Source organism: Metamycoplasma faucium, from assembly GCF_045160055.1.
Taxonomy (GTDB): domain Bacteria; phylum Bacillota_I; class Bacilli_A; order Mycoplasmatales; family Metamycoplasmataceae; genus Metamycoplasma; species Metamycoplasma faucium.
Window position 1 is genome coordinate 72,135 of sequence record NZ_CP088155.1, and the last position, 22,432, is coordinate 94,566.

The following is a 22,432-nucleotide window of genomic DNA, read 5'->3' on the forward strand; positions in this document are numbered from 1 at the left end:
AATAGGAGCTTTTACTAGCACTTATTTTTTAATTATTTTATTTTAATCTACTGTTGAAGTGTCAAAATGACCATTTAAATCGTGTATATTTGAAGTGCAAATTCAAGCATGCGTGTCAATTGATTTAATTTGCTCAAAAATATATTCTTTTTCTAAATACAAAGCAATGGTTTCAATTTTACCTAAATCGTGATGTTTAAATCCACTAATTCCATAAAAAATATTGAACGCATGAATGTAACCAATTTTTTTAAAATGTTCAACAATTCATTCAATCTTGTCTGAATAAATTTCTATTTTAACTTTTTTATATTTTGGATAAAATTTATTAACTATTATTGTAAATAAGAATAGATAAACAAATGTTCCCATAACACGAACAATAAATTGTTCTGATCTTCAAGGGTGTTTTGAAATTTTTCCTGCTGCTTCAAGCGAACCAATTACAATAGTTGAAAACGATGAAAAACATAAAGCAACTATTAAAAATACATTACCGACCGGTTTTTTATTTTTATATGCTATATAGTTAGATATAACAGAAGTTCCACCAATTGATCCTCTTTGTCTTCAAGCAATAACTGATGCAAAACCCTCACAAATTCCTCCTAATGCTGCATATATTAAAACAGGTCAAGTAGCACGATTTCAAATAGGGCCTTTTTGAGTTAAATTAATTGTACCAAGTTTTGTATCAATTATTTCCTTGCCATATGGATCTCAATAACTACCTTTGCCATTCGGATTATAAATTGACAAAGATTCATTAATAAATTTAACAATAGGATTTGCTTTATTGTAATCAATAAATATTAATTGAACTATTATTTGAAAAAGCATTCAATAATACGTTAATACCATGAACATTCGAGGATTTTTACGTCAGAAAATAAACATTAATGGTAAGTTTACTAAAACATAAAATAAACCATAAAATTGTTCAGTAGATGGAACTAAAAATGTTATTATTTGCGAAAGTGAAGATGTGCCAGAAGCAATTGTTGCTGCTTTTTTAAGAAAAACTGCTATGGCAATGTTATATAAAAATGCTGATACAAACATTCAAAGAACTTTTTTTGGAAATTTTTTTCATATATTAAGTAAATTAACATTATATGGATTTAATGTTTTTTGGAATTCTTCATTTTGTTTTTTTCTTAATTCTTTTTTTGCAGATTTTTTCTGTTCTAGATTAGTTCTATTATTCATCTTTTTTCTCCTTTTGTTTTGCATTTTTATCATCAAGATAATAAAATCTATTATTAGCAGGTCCAAATGCTAATTGTACAACCCCAGTTGCACCATGACGGTTTTTAGCAACTATAACATTAGTATTTGAATATTCTGAGCCATTTGCCGAATAGTTTGTTGTTAAGTCGGCGCTTGTATCTTCTTCAGATTGTGATTCATTTCGCATTTTTTTCTTTTGATAATAGTCTTTACGATGTAAGAATATTACTATATCTGCATCTTGCTCAATAGTACCTGATTCACGCAAATCACTTAGAATAGGTGTTTTATCTTCACGCTTTTCAACATTACGACTTAATTGACTAAGAGATAAAACAGGACATTTTAGTTCTCTTGCAAGTTGCTTTAAAGAACGAGAAATTTTACTTACTTCAAGTTGTCTATTTTCAGAACCTGATTTGCTTGAATCACCAATTAGTTGTAAATAATCCACAATAACTAAATCAACTGGAGTATTACGAGCAAAACGTTTAGCTAAAGTGTTAATATCAGCAATAGTTAGAGTAGGTTTATCATTTAGAAATAAGTTTCATTTATTCATTTCTTGTTTAGTTCAATAAATTTCTTTTCAATCCTCTTTAGTTAATGCTTTTGCTCTTAATTTTGATATATGAATCATTGAATCAATTGCAATCATTCTTTGAACTAATTGTGAATTTGACATTTCAAGCGAAAAGAAAAGAACTGTTTTCTTTTGTTTTGCAACTCTATTTGCAATATTTAAAGCAAAAGCTGTTTTACCAACGGAGGGACGTGCAGCTAAAATGATTAAATCGCCCGGATTTGCTCCTAAAAGCAAATCATCAAGTTGTTTATATCCAAATTCTAATCCTATTGATACATCATTTTTGTCGTCATCATTTAAATTTAAAACAATTTTTTCAACTTCCTCTGAAAGTTTTGTATAGGAAGAATTTATTTCTGAAACATCAATATTGATAAGTTCGAGTTGTAATTTACTAATTAAATCACCAACGTCAAAAGTCTCATTTTTTATAGTTTGTTCAGTTCTAGATAATAAATTAAGAATTTTTTCTAGTTTATATTGATCAATAATTTTTTTAGCGTATTTATCTAAGTCTTCTTTATAACCACCATTTTGAACTAAAAATTCAATATATTCAACTGCTTTTTTACCAAAAAAAGTTATATTAGATGACAACTTACTTTTTTCAATGTAATCTAATAAGTTTGCAATATCAAATTTAACATAGTTGTTATGTATTTCACCTATTGCTTGATATAGAATCTGATTTTGCTTAAAATGAAACATTTCAGGTTTGATTATTTCGGCAATTTCAATATATGTATCAGGATTGCGAAGTAAAAGGCCTAATAAACTAACTTCATTATTAGCAATTATTGTTTCTTGTTCATTGTTTAATGCCATAATGCCTTCTTGTTGTTATTTTTCTTCACTAATAATTAATCTTAATTTTGCGATCACATTTGGATGTAGTTTTATTGGGACATAATGTGTTCCAAATGAAGCTAAAAAGATTTTATCAATTGCATTTTTAGGAATTTTTATGTTATGTTTTTGTAGTTCTTTCTCGATTGCAGTATTTGTAATTGAACCATGAACTATGTTGCCGTTTGATTTTAATGAAAAATTAAACATTAAAGCTTCAATTTCGGTCTTAACCTCATTTGCTTTAGCTATTATTTCTTTCTCGTTATCTTCAATTTTTGTTTTTATTCTCTCAAGATTAGCCATTGTTTGCTTATTAATTGGTTGAGCATAGCCATTTTTAATTAAAAAGTTTTTACCATAACCATCACTAACTTCAACAATTTGATTTTCTTTATATTTATCAATTTTTTTAATTATTATTACTTTCATTTTGTACACTCACTATTGCTTGTTTAATATTATCTATAAATACTTCAAGAGGTTCATCACTTTCAGCAGCTGCTGCTCCAAAGTGGCCTCCTCCATTTACAGCTTCAGCAATTATTTGCACGTTTGTATCAACACCACGTGCAGATAATTTATATTTATTTGTTCCTTGTAACTTACCAACAACAAAAGCTGCTTTCCTTCCCTCAACTCTTAATATTTCATCAGAAGCTATTGCTATTATATCATTAGTAGTATCAATATCTGCATATGATAAAAAGTATCCAGGTTTAACTTCTTGTAAGTTTTCATTTAATTTTTTAACTTTGTTAAATATTTCTTCAGTTATTTTTAAACTAATAATTGATTTTTCCGCAGAAGCACCTCATTCTTCTAATAATGAGCATGCATAAAATGTTTTTGATGAAATATGTTTCTTGAACATGTTAGTATCAACATAAATTCCATCTAACAATAATTGTGCTGCTAATGAGTTTATCTTATCTTTATTGTTAGACAACGCAATCATTTCTGTAATTATTTCTGAAGCGGATGATGCAGAAGAATCAATGAAGAAATTATTCACCAATGCATATGTTGGATTTCTCATGATTCTATGATGATCGATAACTACTATATTACTTTTTAAAATGTTTTTGAATGCTGATTTATTTTCAATTCTTGTTTCATCAGAAGTATCAACTATCACTACGAGCGTTTTATCGTCGTTTAGAGCGATTGCTTTCTTATGGTTGATAAATATGTCATATTTAGAAATTCCGAGCATTTTATCAATATGACGCGTCGTTGTATCATCATAAGTAATGTTTTGAATATATGATATTTTGCCATATGATTTTGCAAGTGTATATATAGCATAAGCAGAACCAATAGCATCAAGGTCAGCATTTTGGTGACCATAAACAATAACTTTTTCAATATTTTTTGATTCTAATTTTGAAAATAAAACTTTTGAAATAAGGTTAACATTCGTTCTTGAAATATTAATTTTGATTTCGGAAAATGAACCGTAATGTCTAGATTTTTCGTTCTTTGTTAAGATAGTTGTTTGATTTCCACCGCGAGTTTGAGATTGCAACAACGCTTCTTTCGCCAGTAAATCTAATACTTCAAATTTATAAATACCATAAGCAAACCCTGCCGAAATAGTAACAGGATTATCTTTTATGACTTGATTTGGATCCAAATTTTCAAAAAATTTAAATCTATTTTTTTCAAATTCAGATAATGTTTCTTGGTTGGTTAAGATAAAAAACCTTCCATTTTCATATTGACGATAAATAAGATCATAATGTTTAATTAAATTTTCAAGCATAGTAATAACTAAAGAATAAACTTTAAAAAGTTCATCTTCACTCATAGTTGCTTTATATAGATTAATATTATCAATGTTAATTTCACCAAAAACAATTCTTTGTTTTTTATAGTCTTCTATAACGTGTTCTCTAATGGTTGTATCTTTTAAAATAACAAGATTTTTTTCTCACGTTATATGAACATCATATTTAAAATTTTCGTACTCAAAAAGAAAATCAAAAACGTCGTTCGTTGATTTCTTAATGTTAAATAATGAATTTATATTTTTGCCTATTATTGAACGTGTAAATCTTTGTTCAATAAAATTTGATATTCAAACTATTGTTCCAGTATTTAAAAATACTATAGTTCCAACATTTTCTTTATCTATTTCACTTTCTATGTATTCTGCAATGCTTGAATTTGTAAGCATATTATTCTTATTAAATTTTCTCATCATAAAAGCAAACAAAAATGTGATTGCTATTAATCAAAAAACATAAAACAAACCAATTAAAATTTGTGATTTTAGTGAATCAAATTTAATTAATAAAACAATAAATATAATACTTGGTATTAAAAATAAAGACACAAGCCCTATTATTAAACCTATTTTTTTGTGTAGTTGTTCTCTTTTCATATTTTAATATTATATATTAATACTAACATTAATAATATGACTATATAGCAAGATACTTTTTTAGTTCTAAAATGCCTTTATTTTTTGACGAAGATACCAAAAATATGTCTCCATCAATAAATTTAGACATAAAATCACTTTTTAGTTTATATATTTGTGCTTGACTAGCCTTATCAACTTTAGTGGCAACTATTGTTAATTTATTATTAGTTTGATTAATATAATTAATCATTTCTCAATCTAAAGGCATAAATCCAACTTTAGCATCAATCAACAAAACAACATGCTTATCAATGTTTGAATTGTTAAAATAAATGTCAATCATTTTGCTAATTTTATCTTGTTCTTTTTTAGAAAGTTTTGCATATCCGTAGCCTGGTAAGTCAACAATTATTTTTTTTAAATCACTTTCAAAATAATTTATTATTTTTGTTCTTCCCGGATTTTGACTAGTCTTTGCAATTTTAATATTTGCTAAAGCATTTATTAAAGAGGATTTACCAACATTTGATCTTCCTCAAAAAACAATTTCTTGTCCAGAATGATTTAATCATGTCTCTTGTGATGTAGCACCTTTAATATATTTTCACATAGTTAAATATTTTAAATAAAAATAGCCAAAATGGCTATTTTTTTTCTTCTTTTGGTGCAACTTTTTTAGTTTTCTTTGGGGCTGCTACATTGCTTTTTTCTACTTCTTGAGCAGGTTTAGGGGTTGCTTCTTGATTTTTAGATTCTTTTGCAATTTCTTGTTTTGCAGCATGATCACGTTCAATGAAATTTCTTTTTTCTTCAACCTTTTTAGGAAGCATTCCTATATATGGAAGAATTGCAACATATCTTGCTCTTTTAATAGCTAATGATACTGCTCTTTGATGTTTTGCACAAGTACCAATGATACGCGAAGATAATATTTTACCTTGCATATTTATTAATTTAATAAATACATTTTCATCTTTATAATCAATATAATTACTTGGATTTTTACTTAAACAAAATTGACATGGACGTTTACGAACAAATAATTTTTTAGGAACTACTCTAGCCATTCTAACTCCTTATTCATCTTCACCTCAATCTAATTCATTAAAGGAATCTTCTGATTTGATTTCATTTAGTGAATTATCTTGTGATGTTTCAGGTATATTGAATTCTTGTGAAGCTGATTTTCTACGACTTTCAGCCATAGCTTTAGTTTCAAGTGATTCAATTCTATCAACATTAACTGAATATGTATTATTTGAATTTCCATCTTTGCCAACAATTTTATTTGATTGAAATGTTCCTTCAACTAGTATTAAAGAACCTTTATCTAAATATTTATTAGCAAATTCAGCGTTGTATCTTCAAGCAACACAAGGTATAAAATCTAATACTTGATTTTCTTGTGAAGATTGAAATTGTCTAGGAACAACTAGTGTAAATCTTGAGTATTCAATATTTGAACTCGTTTTTCCTGAAAAAGGTTTACTTGATAGTCTTCCAGTTAATAATACTTTATTCATTATTCAGCTTTCTTAACAGCAACGGTTTTACTTTTAGAAGTTTTTGTTGCAGTTAATTTTTTTACAACAACTTTTTTAGTTTCTTTGTTTTGTTCAGCAACAGGTTGTTTTGAAAAAGTAGATTTTTCAACGTTTTCTTTTGAAATATTTTCTGCATTTTCTTCTGATGTTTTATTTTGTTTATTTGCGTAATTATTTGATTGTGAGAATTTATTAAATTTATGAAATTTATTAAATCTTGATGCTTTTTTTGGTTTTAAACCTTTTTCGGTATCAAGATTAATAATTAAATATCTTAAAATTAATTTAGCAATATTAAACTTTCTAGTTAATTCAGCTATTAATGATGGGTCAATTTTTAAATTAACAACATAATAATTAGCTCTAGTTTGTTTTTTAATTGGATAAACTAATTCATTTCTTTCAAGCTTGTTTAATTTAACATCTTTCACTTTTAATGTTGATGTTAATAATTTTGTTAAATCAGATTCTAACATTTCAGTGTTTGTTAAAATCATAATTTCATAATTTGACATTATTCTCCTTATGGACATTTGGGCTTGTTAGCCAAGGAGCCATTCCTTGTTAGAAATTAATTTTTAATTTTTAACATTGCTATTATATATTAAATTATGATAATAAAAATAAAAGAAATCCACAATTGAAGATTTGCTACATTGTAATATCAAGTGCAACACTATGAGATAATTTATAGAGTTGCATTTTTATATAAAAAAAGAGCAACCATTTTGCTTCAGAAGGCGGTTACTCATGATTAATAATTATAATCATTTAAATTATACCAATAGAATTCTAATAAAAGAATATTTAAGTAAAAATTACTCAATTAGGAAAATATCTAAAGAAATTAAAAAAAGTCCTTCAACAATATCACGAGAAATCAAAAGGAATTTTGATTGCTTTAATTTAGAATACAATCCTGAAATAGCTGATAAAAAAGCTATGACTAGGCATAAACACAAGTTTTATTTTTGAGATCGTCATATATATGAAAAATATGAAGATTTTACCAATCAATTTGTAGCATTATATGATGGTAAAAAATGAATGGTTGAAAATACTTATTTTTATATTAAAAATAATTTTAATTACCCTATCCCTTCGCTTAAAACAATTTTTAATTGGATAAATTCAGGAAAATGGGCTATACAACGGAAAGAATTATTGCGAAGATATTATAAAAAGGGCGGAAAAAGAGCAAATACAAATATAATTGATAGACTAGTTGGCGCTAAATATGTAAAGCCAATTTGAACTCGTCCACAAGAAATTAATGATAGATCTGAGTTTGGTCATTGAGAATTAGATCTTATTTGTGGCAGAAATGTTCGTGGGGCATATCATATCATTACATTTGTTGAACGAAAAACTAGATTTTGCTATACAGCAATGATAAAGGGAAAACATCCAGATAATTTAAATAGAATTCTTTCTAAACTTATAGGTTCCAACAATATTCCTGTTAGATCAATTACAACTGATAATGGATTTGAATTTAGAAAATTAGGGTTATTAGCTTATAAATTTGATATATGCATATATTTTACAGACAAATATGCATCTTGGCAAAAGGGAAGCAATGAAAATTGAAACGGTTTATTTAGAAGATATTTTCCTAAAGGAACTAATTTTGATGAAATTGATCCTGAATACATTAAAGAAGTAACATTAGAAATTAATTATAAACGTAGAAAAATATTGAACTGAAATTCTTCATTAGAATATTACAAGGAAAATTTAATTGAAACTTACAATAAGATTTTTGAATAATTATTAATATTTAATTTAAAAACACTATGTGTTTATTTTTAACATATTTTTTTACTTTTTTTAATACATGAATTTTTGAAAAAAGATAAAATAAAATATGAAGCACATAGTGTTGCACTTCATATTACTTTCTAGCAAGAAATCCACAATTGAAGATTTCTCTTTAAAAATATTATTGTTATTTTTCTAAAAGATCGCTTGAAAGCAAATTATCTATGACATTTTTACTAAAATTTTTAACTAAATATGAACCAACAACAGCTAAATCAACGCCAGCATCAAACGATTTTTTTATCGTTAAATCATTTATACCACCATCAATTTGAATAATTATATTTCTTATATTCATTTTATTAAATTCATTCTTAATAAAAGATACTTTTTGCAGCGAATCATCTATAAATTTTTGTCCACCTTTACCTGGGTGAACACTCATAATTAGGACCAAAGAAATATCATGAATCTTTTCTTTTATAAAATTAAATACTTCCAAGATATTTGTTTCAGGATTAATAGCAATTCCAATTTTTATATTATCTTTTTTAGCTTCTCTTATTATTCAATTAAACAAGTCGTTATCTAAAACTTCATAGTGAAACGTTAATATGTCACCTACATTTTTATACATTGAATAATATTTTTTAACATCTTTAACCATTAAATGAATATCCATAATATGTGGTAAACAACTATTTTTAATTTCTTTAATTTCAGACAATTGCAAAGCATCGTTTGGTACAAATATTTTATCCATTACATCATAATGAACATTTGAAACTCCCCATTTTACTAATTGATTTACATATTCTACAAAATGGTTTGGATTAACATTTAAAATTGATGGGCTTATTTTTTTCATTATCTTTCTCAACTTTCATTAATTAATCTTTTAAGAAAATTTAAATAATTTTGATATCTTTCTTCTTTAATCAATCCGCTTGTCACTCTGCGTTTAACTTCACAATCCTTTTCAGATTCTTGATAATGTTTACATGTCCTAAATTTACAAAATTGAGCAGCTTCTCTAAAATTAGAAAATGCAGTTGGCAAATCATTAATTGTCAAGTCAAATTCAATTGAAGAAAAACCAGGAGTATCAATAATTTCCCCATCATTAAATTCAATCAAGCTAACTTCTCTCGTTGTATGCTTTCCTCTATTTAAAGATAAAGAAATTTCCTGTGTTTTAAAATTTGTTTTAGCAAGGTAATTAATTAAAGTTGTTTTCCCGACGCCAGTTTGCCCAACAAAAAAGCTAGTTTTATTTTTAAATATTTCTTTTAATCCATTAAAGCTTTTTTCATCATTATAGTTTATTTCAAAAACATCATAACCTTGTGATTTATAAAAATCAATTTTAGAAGCGGATGTTAAATCTTTTTTTGTTAAAACAATAATGGGTTTAACATTTTTGTTTTCAATTACAATCAAAAATTTATCAACAAGTAGTGAACTGAATTCAGGTTCCACTAAAGACATAACAACTATAGCTTGGTCAACATTGGCAATTCTAGGTCTAATAAAAAAATTCTTTCTTCCTAAAATGCGATGTATTAATTCATTTTTTTCAAATTCAACGTAATCACCAACTATTGGAATTATATCTAAAAGTCTTAATTTGCCGCCTCCTCTAACTCGATATATTTTACGATCATTATTACTTCTAACATCATAAAATCCAGCAACAACTTTAACAATTTTCCCTTGCTCCATACTATTAAATAATTCCTCTCAATGCAAGAATCATTAAAATTATTGCTAGTAAAATAAGTACTGAAAAAACTACTATTAGTGATATAGTAAATTTTTTAGAATTAACTTTATCCATAAATGATTTTTTGTTTTTCTTCTTAGGATCAATAACAAGCCTTGTTTCAGTGATTCTTTTTTGTTGCAAGCAAGTTTTTAAATCATTTGCAAGTTCTTGACAATCAACATATCTATCTTCAACATTTTTAGCAGTACACTTAATTATTATATTTTCAACTGCCTGTGGAATAGTATCATTCACCCCTTCTAAAGGTGGAAGTTGATTATGAACGTGTTGTAATGCTATAGATTGATGATCGCCAGCATTAAATGGGACATGACCTGAAAGCATTTCATACATAATTATACCCAATGAATATATATCACTTTGAACAGAAGGATTATGTGACTTCATAACTAATTCTGGAGCAACATATTGAACAGAACCGACTAATTTATTATCTTGTGTTACACGTTTAGATTCTTCATTTAACGAAATGCCGAAATCAATTAATTTAACTGTGTTCTTTTTATCAAATAAAATGTTATTTGGTTTTAAATCACGGTGAACTATTTTTTGTTTATGAATATCTGCTAACCCTTGACAAATTTCTTTAGCAATAGAAATTGCTTCATCTACAATAAATTTTTTCTTTTTCTTTAATTGTTCTTTTAAACTAGGTCCTTCAACTAATTCCATGGCCATATAGCTTTCTTTATCAGATATATAACTACCAAATAACCTTACAACATAAGGACTTGAAACTTGTTTAATAAGTTTTATTTCATTAGCAAATCTCATTTGGTTTGCAATTTTTCTTGTTATATCATTACATTCCAAGACTTTAACTGCATAACGCTTTCCTGTTTTTTTATAAACGGCAGAAAAAACAGAGCCAAATCCACCCTCACCAATAAGTTTAAATTCCTCAAAATTTTTATTTAAATTTTTTAATTTCGTTACATCAATACTCATTATAATTCCACCAATACAATAGACATGTTGTCTGTTGATATGTTATTTTTTGCATGTTTTATTAGACTATTTGCTTTTTGTTCTAAAGATAAATTTCTAGCTTGTATAATTCTCTCAAATAAAGGTTTGTCAACTCAATCATGCAAACCGTCACTAGTTAAAATAACATATTTGGGATTTGAATTCTTTCTATAAACAAAACCATCAGGTGTCATAACTTTATTAGGACCCAAACAACTTGTAAGTTTGTTTGCAAAAGGATGTTTAGCGGCCTCTGAATATTTCATAGTTCCATTTTGAACTCATTCGTTTAGAACGTTTTGATCAATAGTTACTTGATGTAAAAGCCCATTATAAATATATGTTCTAGAATCACCAACATTAAATACATAAATTAATTTTTCAGACGGATAAATGAGAGCAGCGGTTAATGTTGTGCCCATGTCTTTGAATGTCGGATCTTCTTCTGCAGCTTCAATTAATTGTTTTTTTATTTCAGCTAATGCATTTATAAATCATTCATTTATTGTATGCTTGTCATTGTAATTAACATTACCTGGAAAATTATTTTTAAAATAATCTTCAAATGTTTTAATTGAAATTGAGGCAGCTTTTGAACCACCAAAATGTCCGCCCATTCCATCGCATAACATAGCTAAAACTCATTCGTCTTTAGTAACTACACCAACTCTATCTTGATTTTCAAGTCTAACAATTCCAACGTCGGATAAACAAAAATATTTCATTATGCTTTCCTTCCCTCGTTTTGTTCTTCTTTTTGGTTTAATAGATCCGAGAATTCATTTTTAATAATTTTTTCAATTTCTGCAACAGTTTGTGGTACAGTATCACTTATAACAATATATTGAAATAAATTTGCTTGACCCACTTCTTGTTTGGCCTTAGCTAAACGTTTTTTAATTACTTCTTCAGGTTCGGTGTTCCTTCTAATAATTCTTTTTTCCAATTCGGAAAATGAAGGAGGCATTAGAAATATGGATACAATTTCATCCACTTTTTTGTGTTTCTTGTAATAATCGATAACTTGAGTTGCTCCGTTTGTTTCTATTTCTAAAAATGGAATTTTCCCTTGTGCAATTATTCTATCTATTTCAGAGTATAGTGTTCCATAATAATTATCAAAATGTAATGAATATTCAATTAATTTATTATCTGCTAAGCATGCATCAAAAGTATCTTGTGAAACAAAATAATAATGGATACCATCAATTTCACCTTCCCTTGGTTGACGAGTAGTAACAGAAACTGATAATTTTAATTTTAACGATGGATTGTTGAATAATTCCTTTTCAACAGTTCCCTTTCCCACACCACTGGGTCCAGTAAAAATTATTAATTTAGGTTTTTTAATATTTTTCATAATATATCCTTACAATAGTAAAATTATAAATTATTTATATATTTTAAGTAATAGATATAAATATTACCATATTTCTTAGTTTTGACCATTTGATAATGACTAAGATTATTAAGTTCTAATGTTTTTTTGTTTGTTTCAATAATTATAATTCCGTCTTTATTTAAGATTTTTTTTGAAAATATTATTTCTAGGCAATTATTAATAATATTAAAAATTTTATATGGGGGGTCCAAATATATATAATCAAATTTCTCATTAACAATTTTATTTAGATATGAAATTGCATCTGTATTAAATATGCATAAATTGTTTTCGCCTAAAATAGACTTATTTTCTAAGCTTACTAAATATGCTTCATGATCTTTTTCGATCGAAACGCCTAATTTTGCTCCCCTTGATAATGCTTCAAGGCAAAAGCTACTACTACCTGAAAATAAATCTAAAAATTTTTTGTTTTCAACGCTAAATTGTATTGATGAAAATATTGCTTCTCTAGCTCTATTTATTGTAGGTCTAGTAGTTGATTTAGGAGGTTGATTTATTATTCTTGATTTGTATTTTCCTGCTATTATTTTTAACATTTATTTAAAACCTTTAATACGATAATAAAAAGTAGGGCCAACACTAACACCAGTATCATGTCTATTTAGAATTAAATCATTTGAAATATTACGATCAATATGATGTTTATCGGAATGATATAAAGTTGCAGAAATAATTAAACTATTTTCTAATAATTTTCCATTTTCAATATTTGTAATTTTATATCTAACTTCATAATAATTTTCATCAAGATTTTTATAGTTTGGTCAAACTATTTTAAACAATTCTTTTAATTTTGGTTCTGTGTTAAATATATCTTCAAAAGACATTTTTCCATCTTTAAAGTAAATACCTTTTGGTAATAATTTTTTTCTTAATATCTCATTAATCAATTTAAAAATTTCATTATTTGTTTTTGTTTTTCCTTTATTCGTAAGTTCAAATTTAAAATTTTTAAAAATTTCTAAAATGTCATTTTTTGAAATACCATATTTGTTTTTAAAATCACCTTCAATTGTAAAATCAGATTTATCTTCATCACTTGTTTTGTTCTCATAAATTGCATTTTGTTTATTTTTGTTTGATTCAAAATTTTGATTATTTAGATTTCATTTTGGACGATATGGAAGAGAACAGGAAGTTAAAAAAATTCCTGGTAGCAACAAATTTAATGCTAATGTAAAAAAGTAGGTAATTTTATGCTTTTTCATATTTAAATTATAAATTAATTTTTTATTTTAACTAGATAATAAATTAACCCCAATATCAAAAAAGGATTAAGCATAATAATTCCTAGAACGATAAATATATATGAAATTTTTAAGTTTTCAATTTTTGTAATAACAATCATTGTAATTGATAAAATAAAACAACTTAACCCCAATAAAATCAAAAAAAACAATAAAAATTTTGAAAATGCAAAATATCAATTTTGAATATTAGTAAATGGTTTCAAAAATTCATAATCCCCAGGTTTTTTATATTCTTCTAATATTTTAAGTAATGATTTAGCTGGTTTATATTTAATTTCTAGCACTAGATATGTTATTAAAAAAATAAGGAAAAATGAATAAAAAATCAAATTAATTATTGCATATGTTTTGCCTTTTGTTTTAGTTTGGTTATTCATGATATTAAAATTATAATCCTTAAAAGGAATATAGATAAACTAATTATTTACATTTTTTATAAACTTATACTATAATATTATTTGTATTTATAAAAAGATTTTTAAGGAACAATTATGAAGTTTAGATCAAAAATATTGCTATTAATTGGAACAACACCACTATTTACTTTGGCAGGATTATCAACAAAATGTGTTAAAAAAGAAAAAGAACAAAATACTAAATTAATTGAAAAATTAGGATTAAAAATAGCAGATACTGCTATTAATCAAACAAACACTAATGTTGAAGAATTTGTAAAAGATATAAAAAGTGCAAAAAATTGAGATGAAGCATTAAATGTATTAAAAAAATATAATATAAAATATGATTTGTCTAATATGCCGAAAAAAGCAAAATATGAAATATCAGCTTCAACTCATGGACATGATGATGATGGAATAATACATTTAGACATCACTAGAACAATTGATTCAGAAAGTAAAACTGAAAGATTTGAAATAGCAGGTTTCAAAAAGAATCCTATTCCAAGTCAAATTACTATTGGTAACTATAAAATTAATACAAAAATAAAAAATAGTGATTTAACAATTGCTGATGTAATAAAACAATTAAAAGAAGCACAAACTAAAGGATTTGAAGAATTAATAAAAAAATTAAATGAATTAGTTGGAATTGAGAAAATAAACAAAAACAATTCTTCTTCAAATTTTGAATTTAATTTTGAAAAGATTCACAAATTAAGCGATGCAGGTCAAATACATTTTGAAGAAATATTTTTATACAATAAGGAAAACCCAGAAAACAAGACTAAATTAGGTTTTGAATATAAAATGTGAAATTTGAAAAAGGAATAAAAATTAAAAATGGAAAGTAATAGTAGCAATAGTAAAGTTCATTCTAAAAATAAAAGGTTAAAATCAAAATGATCTTATTTTTTAATACCAACTACTATAATTCCTATTGCAATTATCACAACATATTTTTTATTAAATAACAATAAAAAGAAAGATTATGCAAAAGAAACATTTAATAATATAAATCCTATATACTACAACAAAAAATATGATGAAAAGGGAAATATATCTAGAAATTATAAATATGGAAATTTGAGTTTTGTAGAATATCCTTATGGAAAAGATTCTAATGGAAATTATTTATACTTTCTAGGTAAAGAAGGCTTGAAAAAATTTGCTGAAGAGTTTTACAAAAGAGCAAATTTTGGTCCTGAAATAAATGAAATTACAAATGTATATGTAAATAAATATTGAGAAAATATAAATGATAAAAACTTAAATGGATTTTATAACCCAAACTCAAGAGAGATTTCCTTATATATAAAAAATATTATAAGAGATAAAAATAATAGAGTAAAAAATTGAAATAATATTAAAATAGAGTATAAAATTGAAATGATTTTACCAACTTTAATCCATGAATATTATCATCATGTTGCAAATGTTTATAATAATTCTGGTAGCGTAAAAGATAAAAACTATACTCAAGAACTATATAATAAACTTGCGAATTTAAATAACTATAAAAACATTGATCTAATTAATAAAACTTACACAAATAATAAAAGATTTTTAAAGCAATTTATGGATGCACTTTCCTATAACAAAGATTTTGAAAAATATTTAGCAAGTAAGGATGTATTCAACGAAAATAATTCTTTATTTAAACATTTTTCAACCGCTGAATTATTCAGGATTGCAAATTATGAAGATCCATATGATATTAATAAACTAAATAATTTAAATAGCAATCGATATTATTTTAACAACTCAAAATTCAATCCATTAAAGTTTACAGAGCCAATTAATGAGGGTAAAATTACATATTTATATTCGTTTGAAGAACTAATTCCAAGAGAATTAATGAAGATGACATATGCCACATCTAATATAATAGATAAACGTACATATAATTTTGAGGGAATGTTATATTTTAAAAAATCAAATGGAATATTTACTTCCGCATATGGAGAAGATATATTGAGAAATATATCATTAAAGAAAAAAAATGAAAATCACCATAATATAAATGAAAATTTGCAAATTGCTTCTCCTAATTGAGTATTTGATGATGAATTAAAGAAATATATAAATCAAAATAAGGAAGAAATATTCTCAGGCTTAAAAGAAAATGAAAAGTTAAAACAATTATTTAAATCGTTTCTTGATTTATTTGGTTATGATTTACCAATTAGTTATTTTTCTTTTTCAAAATTAAATAATTATGACTTTGGAACGCTTGGGGGCTATTTAAATTTTCAAAAAGAATATTTAAATAAAAAACACTATTTAGCATTTGAAAATATCGATACTAAAGAAAAATACTATCTTAATATAAATATTATAAAATCAAATTTCATTGCAAAAAAAAGATGAAATAGTTATATTGAAGAACAAAATTGAACACCAAGCACACTTTTAAAATATAAGGAAAAATTCACTTATATTAGTAATCCTTTTCACATTAAAAATTTTAAAAAACTATTCAATAATAAATTCAATGTTTATCATTGAATTGATAAAAATAATGATAATAATATGGATGACTACGAAAAAACTTTATTGAATAATTCTGAATCATATGAAAACCAAAATAATATAATGCGTTCTATCATAAATACGCGAAAACCTTTTGAAATTGAACAAAATATGAAAGCATTAAATAACTCTTACATTTTTCAAATTAGTAGAGATTCATCAAAAGAATTTTCATATAGTTTTAATAAATATGAATATTAAGGATATGAAAGAATGAAAGCAAAAAGAATAATTAGTAGATTAGCAATTTACATATTAATATTAATTTTGTCAATTATTATTATATTTTTTGCTATCAATATATTATTTCAAAAACAAATAAACAAAAATTTAGCTGTTTACACAAATATTGAAAAAAATTTAATTAATAGATTTTTTATTTGAATTAAAAACTTTTTCACCAATTGAGGAAAAATATATAATTATGAAATAAATTTAAATAACAAAACAATCTTTTTTCTTTATTTTTCTCAATTTAAATGAACTATTTTGCTTACGTCTTTAATTTTTATATGTGGATTAATTATTGGAAACATTTTAGGAATTTATAGCGGATATAATTTTAATAAATCCTTAGACATAATTAGCAATATAATAATTGCATTTTTAACTAGTTTACCAATTATTATAATAGCTATTTTTGCTTTATTACTATCACATAAATTTAAATATCCATCGCAATTTATAAACGAATCCCCTCTTTCGTTTGAATCACTATTAGTACCGATTTTAATTTCTTCTTTTGGTACTATTAGCTTATATTTTTCTAGATCTAGAAAAATAACAAAAGAAGTAGCAATTAGTGAATATTATTTATTTGCTAAATCATTGGGATTTTCAAAAAAACAACTATTGCAAAGAGTTTTATTAAAAAAATTAATTATTAATGAGTTGCAAACTTTAGTTCCTTATTACATCTTTCTATTTTCTTTATCTTTAATAATAGAAAGAATTTTTTCTATACCTGGGCAAAGTATATTTTTAACATATTCTTTTAAATATGCAGAAATTGATTTAATATTATTTTTCTTCACATTCAATTTAATATTTTTACTATTTACAAAATTTATTATTGCAAATATTTTAGATAAGCTAAATCCATTGCAAAAAAGATATTATATTAATGATTTAATTTTTGTTAACAGAAAATTGAGGTTAGTTCATGAATAAAATTAATAATTCATTGTTTAAATTTATTAAAAGAAAAAAAATCAACATTAGTCCAACAACTCATATAAATAGCATGCAATTATTTTGGAAAAGATTTTTTACTAAAAAAATAAATATTTTTTCATTAATCTTATTTTTAATAATATTAGTAATAATATTGATAGGTTTATTATTCATTAAAAATTCTTCAATTAAACCTTTATCTGATTCTTGATATACTAATGATTTACCTTCAATGTATAATAAAATAATTGCAAGAAATTTTGAAAAAGGTGAGCAATTAAATTTTATTAGAAGAATGGCCGAAATTTCTAAGCAAAATGCTAAGCTTAATGGAACTAAACCAATATTTGAAATTTTATATGATAGTGCTTTTGACTCAGGTGGTAATTTAACAACAACTACTGATATAGTTACTCTTTACTATAACCCATATGACCTAATAAAAGCTATAAATTTATACACAGATCAAAAAATACATTTCAATGATCTAATTCTTGGTTCAAATTCAAGAGGTATAGATATTTACTCTAGGATATTTATTTCTATAGCAATTAGTTTAACTATAATAATTACTTCAATTTTTATTAATATTTTTATAGGTTTTTCATTAGGTGCATTATTTGCCTTAAACTCTTATAAATGATATGCAAAAATAATTGATTCAATTTCAACCATAATAAATTCTTTGCCAGAAATTATATGAGTATTCATATTATGTATTTTTATGGGGACAAAATGGTGGTCTATTTTGATAATTTTCTCTTTAATATCATGAACATCATTTTATGAAATATCAAAAAACGAGATTCTTGAATTAAATAAATCAGATTTTATAATTGCTCTAAAATCGATAGGATTAAATAAATTTCAAATTTCATATTATCATTTATTTAAAAGAGTTTTACCTTCGCATTTAATTTTACTAACTGAAAAATTAAACAATGGCATTTTAATCATTTCTTCTTTAGTATTTCTTGAATTTATTAATGAAAGTAATAATATAAATATTGGTGTAATACTCAAAGAAGCAATTAATTCTATGCAAACAAATTCTTTATATTTAGTTGTAACTTCGATAATAATTATTTGATTTACAATTTCTCTTAAATTATTTTCTAATTCACTAGCAAATACATATAATCCAAAAATATAATAGTTAATTATTTATAATTTAAACATGGAAAATAATGATAATAAATTTAAATTAATAAGCTCATATAAGCCAGCCGGCGATCAACCTTTTGCTATAAATAAAATTGTAGAAGGTATTAATGAAGGGAAACAACATCAAGTTTTACTAGGAGTAACAGGATCTGGGAAAACTTTTACTGTTGCTAATGTTATTGAAAAAATTCAACGGCCAGCATTAATAATATGTCATAATAAAACATTAGCTAGTCAACTTTTTTCAGAATTAAAAGAACTATTTCCACAAAATAGAGTTGAATATTTTGTTTCATATTTTGACTATTATAGACCGGAAGCGTATCTTCCAAAAAATGACTTATTTATAGAGAAAACTTCAAAAAATAATAAAACTCTTGAAACTATGAGAATGTCTGCAATTAATGCTTTAAGTATAAGACCTGACACAATAGTAGTTTCATCAGTTGCGGCAATATATGGAGAATATAATCCTAAAGAATATAGAGCCAATTTTTGTCCAATTGAACTAAATGAAAAATTAGATAGAAAACAAATAATTTCTAAGATAATTCAAATTGGTTATAAAAGAAACAAACTCGAATTAAATAGAGGTGATTTTGATTTCAAAGGTGATATACTTGAAATAGCCCCTTCCTATACAGATGAGTATAATATTAGAGTTGAATTTTTTGATGACATTATTGAAGCTATAAAACACATAGATCCAATAACAAAAAATATTATTAAAACATTTAAAAATCTAACTATTTTCCCAGCTACAACTTATACAATTAAAGAATCAATTTTAGAAAATCTTAATGCTCAAGTTAATGTTGAATTGGAAGAAAGAATAAAATATTTTAATCAACACAACAAATTGATTGAAGCCCAAAGAATTAAGGACAGAACATTAAATGACTTAGATTCTCTGTCGGAGTTTGGTTATACTAATGGAATCGAAAATTATGCTAGATATTTAGATGGACGAAAGCCAGGAGAAAAGCCATACACTTTGTTAGATTACTTACCTAAAAATTCTATTATTTTTATAGATGAAAGTCATTTAATGATTCCTCAACTTAATGGAATGTACAATGGAGATAGATCTAGAAAAGAAACGCTTGTTGAATTTGGTTTCAGACTTCCTTCAGCACTTGATAATAGACCTTTGCGATTTGAAGAATTTGAGCAATATAATTTTCCTAGAGTTTATTTATCTGCAACGCCAGGAGATTATGAATTAAACAAAACTAATGGAGAAATCATTCCTCAATATATCCGACCAACTGGTCTTTTAGATCCAATTATTGAAATTAAACCAAAAAATAATCAAATACAAGATATTTACGATAGAATTCAAAACCAAATTAAGAACAATGAAAGAACCCTAATTCTAACTACATCTAAAAAACACGCTGAAGAATTATCGTTATATTTAAAAGAACAAAATATTAAATCTGCTTATATACATGATCAATTTAAAACATTTGAAAGAAATGAAATATTAAAATCTTTAAGACTTGGAAAATATGACGTTGTTATTGGAATAAATTTATTACGTGAGGGTATCGATTTACCCGAAGTAAGTCTTATTTGTGTTTTAAATGCAGATTTAAATGGATTTATGCGCAACAAAAGAAGTTTAATTCAAATAGTTGGTAGAGCAGCTAGAAATGACCATGGAAAAGTAATTTTTTATGCAGATACTATAAGTGAATCCATGAGAGAATGTATTATTGACAATAGTAAAAAGAGAGAAATACAATCTGAATACAACATAAAAAATAACATCACTCCTCACACAATAATAAAACCAATTTATGACTCTATACAAGGACATATTTTAATTGAAGACATAAAATCATATTTTGATAATAAAAATAAAAAGGAATTAAAATATAACAAAAAATATATTGATAATTTGGTAAAACAAATGAAGAAATATGCAAAAGAAAACAAATTTGAGGAAGCTATAACAATTAGAGATCATTTATTTGATTTAGGAATAGATGTTGATGAAATAAAAAATAAAATGTAATGTTAAATAAAAAAATAGTTATATAAACTAACTATTTAACTAATGACAATATAACCGTTCCAATAGATAATCACATAGGAATAAATATAAAACTCATAATCGTACTTAAGCTGCTTACTTGTGCAGTATATTTATCATGTACCTTAAAATGTTGCGAATAAATAACAATTGTTGTTCCTGGAGGAACTGATCCCGTCATAACCAAAAGAGCAGCAATTTTATAATCTAAGGTTTTAATATATACAAACGGAATAACAAGTAATAGGATAAAGAAAGGAATTAAAATCATTTTATAAATTAAAAAAATTCAGTTATTTCATTTTGAAAAGACTTCTTTAATGTTCGATTTAGCTAAACTTGTACCAATAACAATTCAAATAAGAGGACTAACTAACATAGCTAGTATGCTAATTGGTTTATATAAATAAGGCATTGTTACAGATAAATCAAATCATCCTGTTGGCTTTTTGTTGTAAGGAACATATAATTTTTTAATGTTATCGTATCTAAATCATTCAGTTATATTGTTTTTCGTTTCTCCAAATAAAGTTGAAAAATTAGGTCCAAATGTAGCTTTTTTATTCATAACATAATAATCTTTAATAACACCATTTGAATCATTGACTATTTCAACTTCTTTAATTTCAGGTGATGAAAGGTCGTATATTTTGCTTCCTGCGCCCGGTATATATTGCGTAGCTCACAATGTTAAAGCAACAATCACTGCTATAAAAGATGGATTTAGAACTGCTTTTTTGATTGTAAATCCAAATTCTTTTTTTGTGAATTTAACTCCTGATAGTAAAGAAAATGAAAAACCAAAACCTCCAATATAATACAAAATGTTTCAAACATTTAAGGATCCTAAATGGGGCCCGGATGGATATAAAGCCATAATAATAGGGGTTGCAAACAAAATATTTGAACCATAAATACACATAAGTCAATTTACCAAATGCTTTTTTTGAATTGATTCTATATAATTTTGTTTATCAAAAAGAATTGTTTGTTGTTTTATTTGTGTATTTAAAATTTCTTTTTCTGCATTATCTAAGACTTTTTTTGGAATCATATTTGGTGTATATTTAACTCAAATTAATGCAATTGTTGTTAACAAAAAATAATATATTGCACTTAAACCAAAAACAACACCAAAAGTTTTAACGTCTTCTTTCCCTGCATTTTGTAAAAATGAATAAAAAGCAAGAAATGGTAATAAAGTTGTAATTATGACCTTTTGAATACTTTGTATTGAAATATCATTTACTACTTTAAATTTATATAATAAAAACCCAAGCATTGTTACAACTAATGTTGAAATAATTGCTCCTCATAATCCTGTATGAGTTATTATTCCTTTAAATAAATCCAATGTGCTCGTTTCCATAATATTATAATTT

The 22,432-nt window shown here is 24.9% G+C and carries 22 protein-coding genes and 1 pseudogene; 6 read left to right on the forward strand and 17 right to left on the reverse strand.

Annotated features, from left to right (window positions below):
* Positions 1-42: 42 nt before the first annotated feature.
* The 8 genes and pseudogenes from LQ356_RS00300 to rpsF all read right to left on the reverse strand — a co-directional run bounded on the left by LQ356_RS00300 (position 43) and on the right by rpsF (position 7,089).
* Positions 43-1,209, reverse strand: a complete 1,167-nt coding sequence (locus LQ356_RS00300; RefSeq protein ID WP_405311710.1) for a YitT family protein — start codon at positions 1,207-1,209, stop codon at positions 43-45.
* Positions 1,202-2,641: a replicative DNA helicase gene (gene dnaB / locus LQ356_RS00305; RefSeq protein WP_405311712.1), complete on the reverse strand. Its 1,440-nt coding sequence runs from the start codon at positions 2,639-2,641 to the stop codon at positions 1,202-1,204. Before dnaB ends, LQ356_RS00300 begins: the two co-directional genes overlap by 8 nt.
* Positions 2,642-2,656: 15 nt before the next feature.
* Positions 2,657-3,094: a 50S ribosomal protein L9 gene (gene rplI, locus LQ356_RS00310; protein ID WP_405311714.1), complete on the reverse strand. Its 438-nt coding sequence runs from the start codon at positions 3,092-3,094 to the stop codon at positions 2,657-2,659.
* Positions 3,075-5,048, reverse strand: coding sequence for a DHH family phosphoesterase (locus LQ356_RS00315; protein ID WP_405311715.1), 1,974 nt, complete (start codon positions 5,046-5,048; stop codon positions 3,075-3,077). The genes rplI and LQ356_RS00315 overlap by 20 nt, the downstream gene beginning before the upstream one ends.
* Positions 5,049-5,088: 40 nt before the next feature.
* Positions 5,089-5,640, reverse strand: a complete 552-nt coding sequence (gene yihA, locus LQ356_RS00320; protein WP_405311717.1) for a ribosome biogenesis GTP-binding protein YihA/YsxC — start codon at positions 5,638-5,640, stop codon at positions 5,089-5,091.
* Between the two features lie 220 nt (positions 5,641-5,860).
* Positions 5,861-6,097: pseudogene (rpsR, locus tag LQ356_RS00325) on the reverse strand (30S ribosomal protein S18); the annotation flags it as partial.
* A 9-nt stretch (positions 6,098-6,106) separates the two neighbouring features.
* On the reverse strand, positions 6,107-6,553 hold the full coding sequence (locus tag LQ356_RS00330; RefSeq protein ID WP_405311719.1) for a single-stranded DNA-binding protein: 447 nt from the start codon (positions 6,551-6,553) through the stop codon (positions 6,107-6,109).
* Positions 6,553-7,089 (reverse strand): 30S ribosomal protein S6, encoded by a 537-nt coding sequence (gene rpsF, locus LQ356_RS00335; protein ID WP_405311721.1) that lies wholly within the window; start codon positions 7,087-7,089, stop codon positions 6,553-6,555. The genes LQ356_RS00330 and rpsF overlap by 1 nt, the downstream gene beginning before the upstream one ends.
* Positions 7,090-7,324: 235 nt before the next feature.
* Between rpsF and LQ356_RS00340 the strand changes: the two genes are divergently transcribed.
* Positions 7,325-8,344: an IS30 family transposase gene (locus LQ356_RS00340; protein WP_405311318.1), complete on the forward strand. Its 1,020-nt coding sequence runs from the start codon at positions 7,325-7,327 to the stop codon at positions 8,342-8,344.
* 178 nt (positions 8,345-8,522) lie between these two features.
* Here the strand turns inward: LQ356_RS00340 and LQ356_RS00345 are convergent, their stop codons facing one another.
* Genes LQ356_RS00345 through LQ356_RS00380 form a run of 8 tightly spaced genes read right to left on the reverse strand, consistent with a single transcriptional unit; the run spans position 8,523 to position 14,122 of the window.
* On the reverse strand, positions 8,523-9,203 hold the full coding sequence (locus LQ356_RS00345; RefSeq protein ID WP_405311723.1) for a ribulose-phosphate 3-epimerase: 681 nt from the start codon (positions 9,201-9,203) through the stop codon (positions 8,523-8,525).
* On the reverse strand, positions 9,203-10,057 hold the full coding sequence (rsgA, locus tag LQ356_RS00350; protein WP_405311725.1) for a ribosome small subunit-dependent GTPase A: 855 nt from the start codon (positions 10,055-10,057) through the stop codon (positions 9,203-9,205). Before rsgA ends, LQ356_RS00345 begins: the two co-directional genes overlap by 1 nt.
* Positions 10,058-10,061: 4 nt before the next feature.
* Positions 10,062-11,069, reverse strand: coding sequence for a serine/threonine-protein kinase (locus tag LQ356_RS00355; protein ID WP_405311727.1), 1,008 nt, complete (start codon positions 11,067-11,069; stop codon positions 10,062-10,064).
* Positions 11,069-11,815, reverse strand: coding sequence for a PP2C family protein-serine/threonine phosphatase (locus tag LQ356_RS00360; RefSeq protein ID WP_405311729.1), 747 nt, complete (start codon positions 11,813-11,815; stop codon positions 11,069-11,071). The genes LQ356_RS00355 and LQ356_RS00360 overlap by 1 nt, the downstream gene beginning before the upstream one ends.
* Positions 11,815-12,450, reverse strand: coding sequence for a guanylate kinase (gene gmk / locus LQ356_RS00365; RefSeq protein WP_405311731.1), 636 nt, complete (start codon positions 12,448-12,450; stop codon positions 11,815-11,817). Before gmk ends, LQ356_RS00360 begins: the two co-directional genes overlap by 1 nt.
* 23 nt (positions 12,451-12,473) lie before the next feature.
* Entirely contained in the window at positions 12,474-13,031 is a 558-nt protein-coding gene (rsmD, locus tag LQ356_RS00370) for a 16S rRNA (guanine(966)-N(2))-methyltransferase RsmD (RefSeq protein WP_405311733.1), read from the reverse strand.
* A complete protein-coding gene (locus tag LQ356_RS00375) occupies positions 13,032-13,703 on the reverse strand; it encodes a hypothetical protein (RefSeq protein WP_405311735.1) in 672 nt (223 codons plus the stop codon).
* A 14-nt stretch (positions 13,704-13,717) separates the two neighbouring features.
* Positions 13,718-14,122 (reverse strand): hypothetical protein, encoded by a 405-nt coding sequence (locus tag LQ356_RS00380; RefSeq protein WP_405311737.1) that lies wholly within the window; start codon positions 14,120-14,122, stop codon positions 13,718-13,720.
* Positions 14,123-14,236: 114 nt separating this feature from the next.
* Here LQ356_RS00380 and LQ356_RS00385 point away from each other — a divergent pair, with 114 nt between their 5' ends.
* The 5 genes from LQ356_RS00385 to uvrB are packed head-to-tail and all read left to right on the forward strand — an operon-like array spanning position 14,237 to position 21,032.
* Positions 14,237-14,977: a hypothetical protein gene (locus LQ356_RS00385; RefSeq protein WP_405311739.1), complete on the forward strand. Its 741-nt coding sequence runs from the start codon at positions 14,237-14,239 to the stop codon at positions 14,975-14,977.
* A gap of 9 nt (positions 14,978-14,986) precedes the next feature.
* Positions 14,987-16,876 (forward strand): MYPU_1760 family metalloprotease, encoded by a 1,890-nt coding sequence (locus LQ356_RS00390; RefSeq protein ID WP_405311741.1) that lies wholly within the window; start codon positions 14,987-14,989, stop codon positions 16,874-16,876.
* Between the two features lie 12 nt (positions 16,877-16,888).
* A complete protein-coding gene (locus tag LQ356_RS00395) occupies positions 16,889-17,845 on the forward strand; it encodes an ABC transporter permease subunit (protein ID WP_405311742.1) in 957 nt (318 codons plus the stop codon).
* On the forward strand, positions 17,838-19,001 hold the full coding sequence (locus LQ356_RS00400) for an ABC transporter permease subunit (protein ID WP_405311744.1): 1,164 nt from the start codon (positions 17,838-17,840) through the stop codon (positions 18,999-19,001). The genes LQ356_RS00395 and LQ356_RS00400 overlap by 8 nt, the downstream gene beginning before the upstream one ends.
* A gap of 24 nt (positions 19,002-19,025) precedes the next feature.
* Positions 19,026-21,032 (forward strand): excinuclease ABC subunit UvrB, encoded by a 2,007-nt coding sequence (gene uvrB, locus LQ356_RS00405; protein ID WP_405311746.1) that lies wholly within the window; start codon positions 19,026-19,028, stop codon positions 21,030-21,032.
* A gap of 31 nt (positions 21,033-21,063) precedes the next feature.
* Here uvrB and LQ356_RS00410 read toward each other — a convergent pair whose 3' ends face one another.
* Positions 21,064-22,419 (reverse strand): AEC family transporter, encoded by a 1,356-nt coding sequence (locus LQ356_RS00410; protein WP_405311748.1) that lies wholly within the window; start codon positions 22,417-22,419, stop codon positions 21,064-21,066.
* Positions 22,420-22,432: the final 13 nt, after the last annotated feature.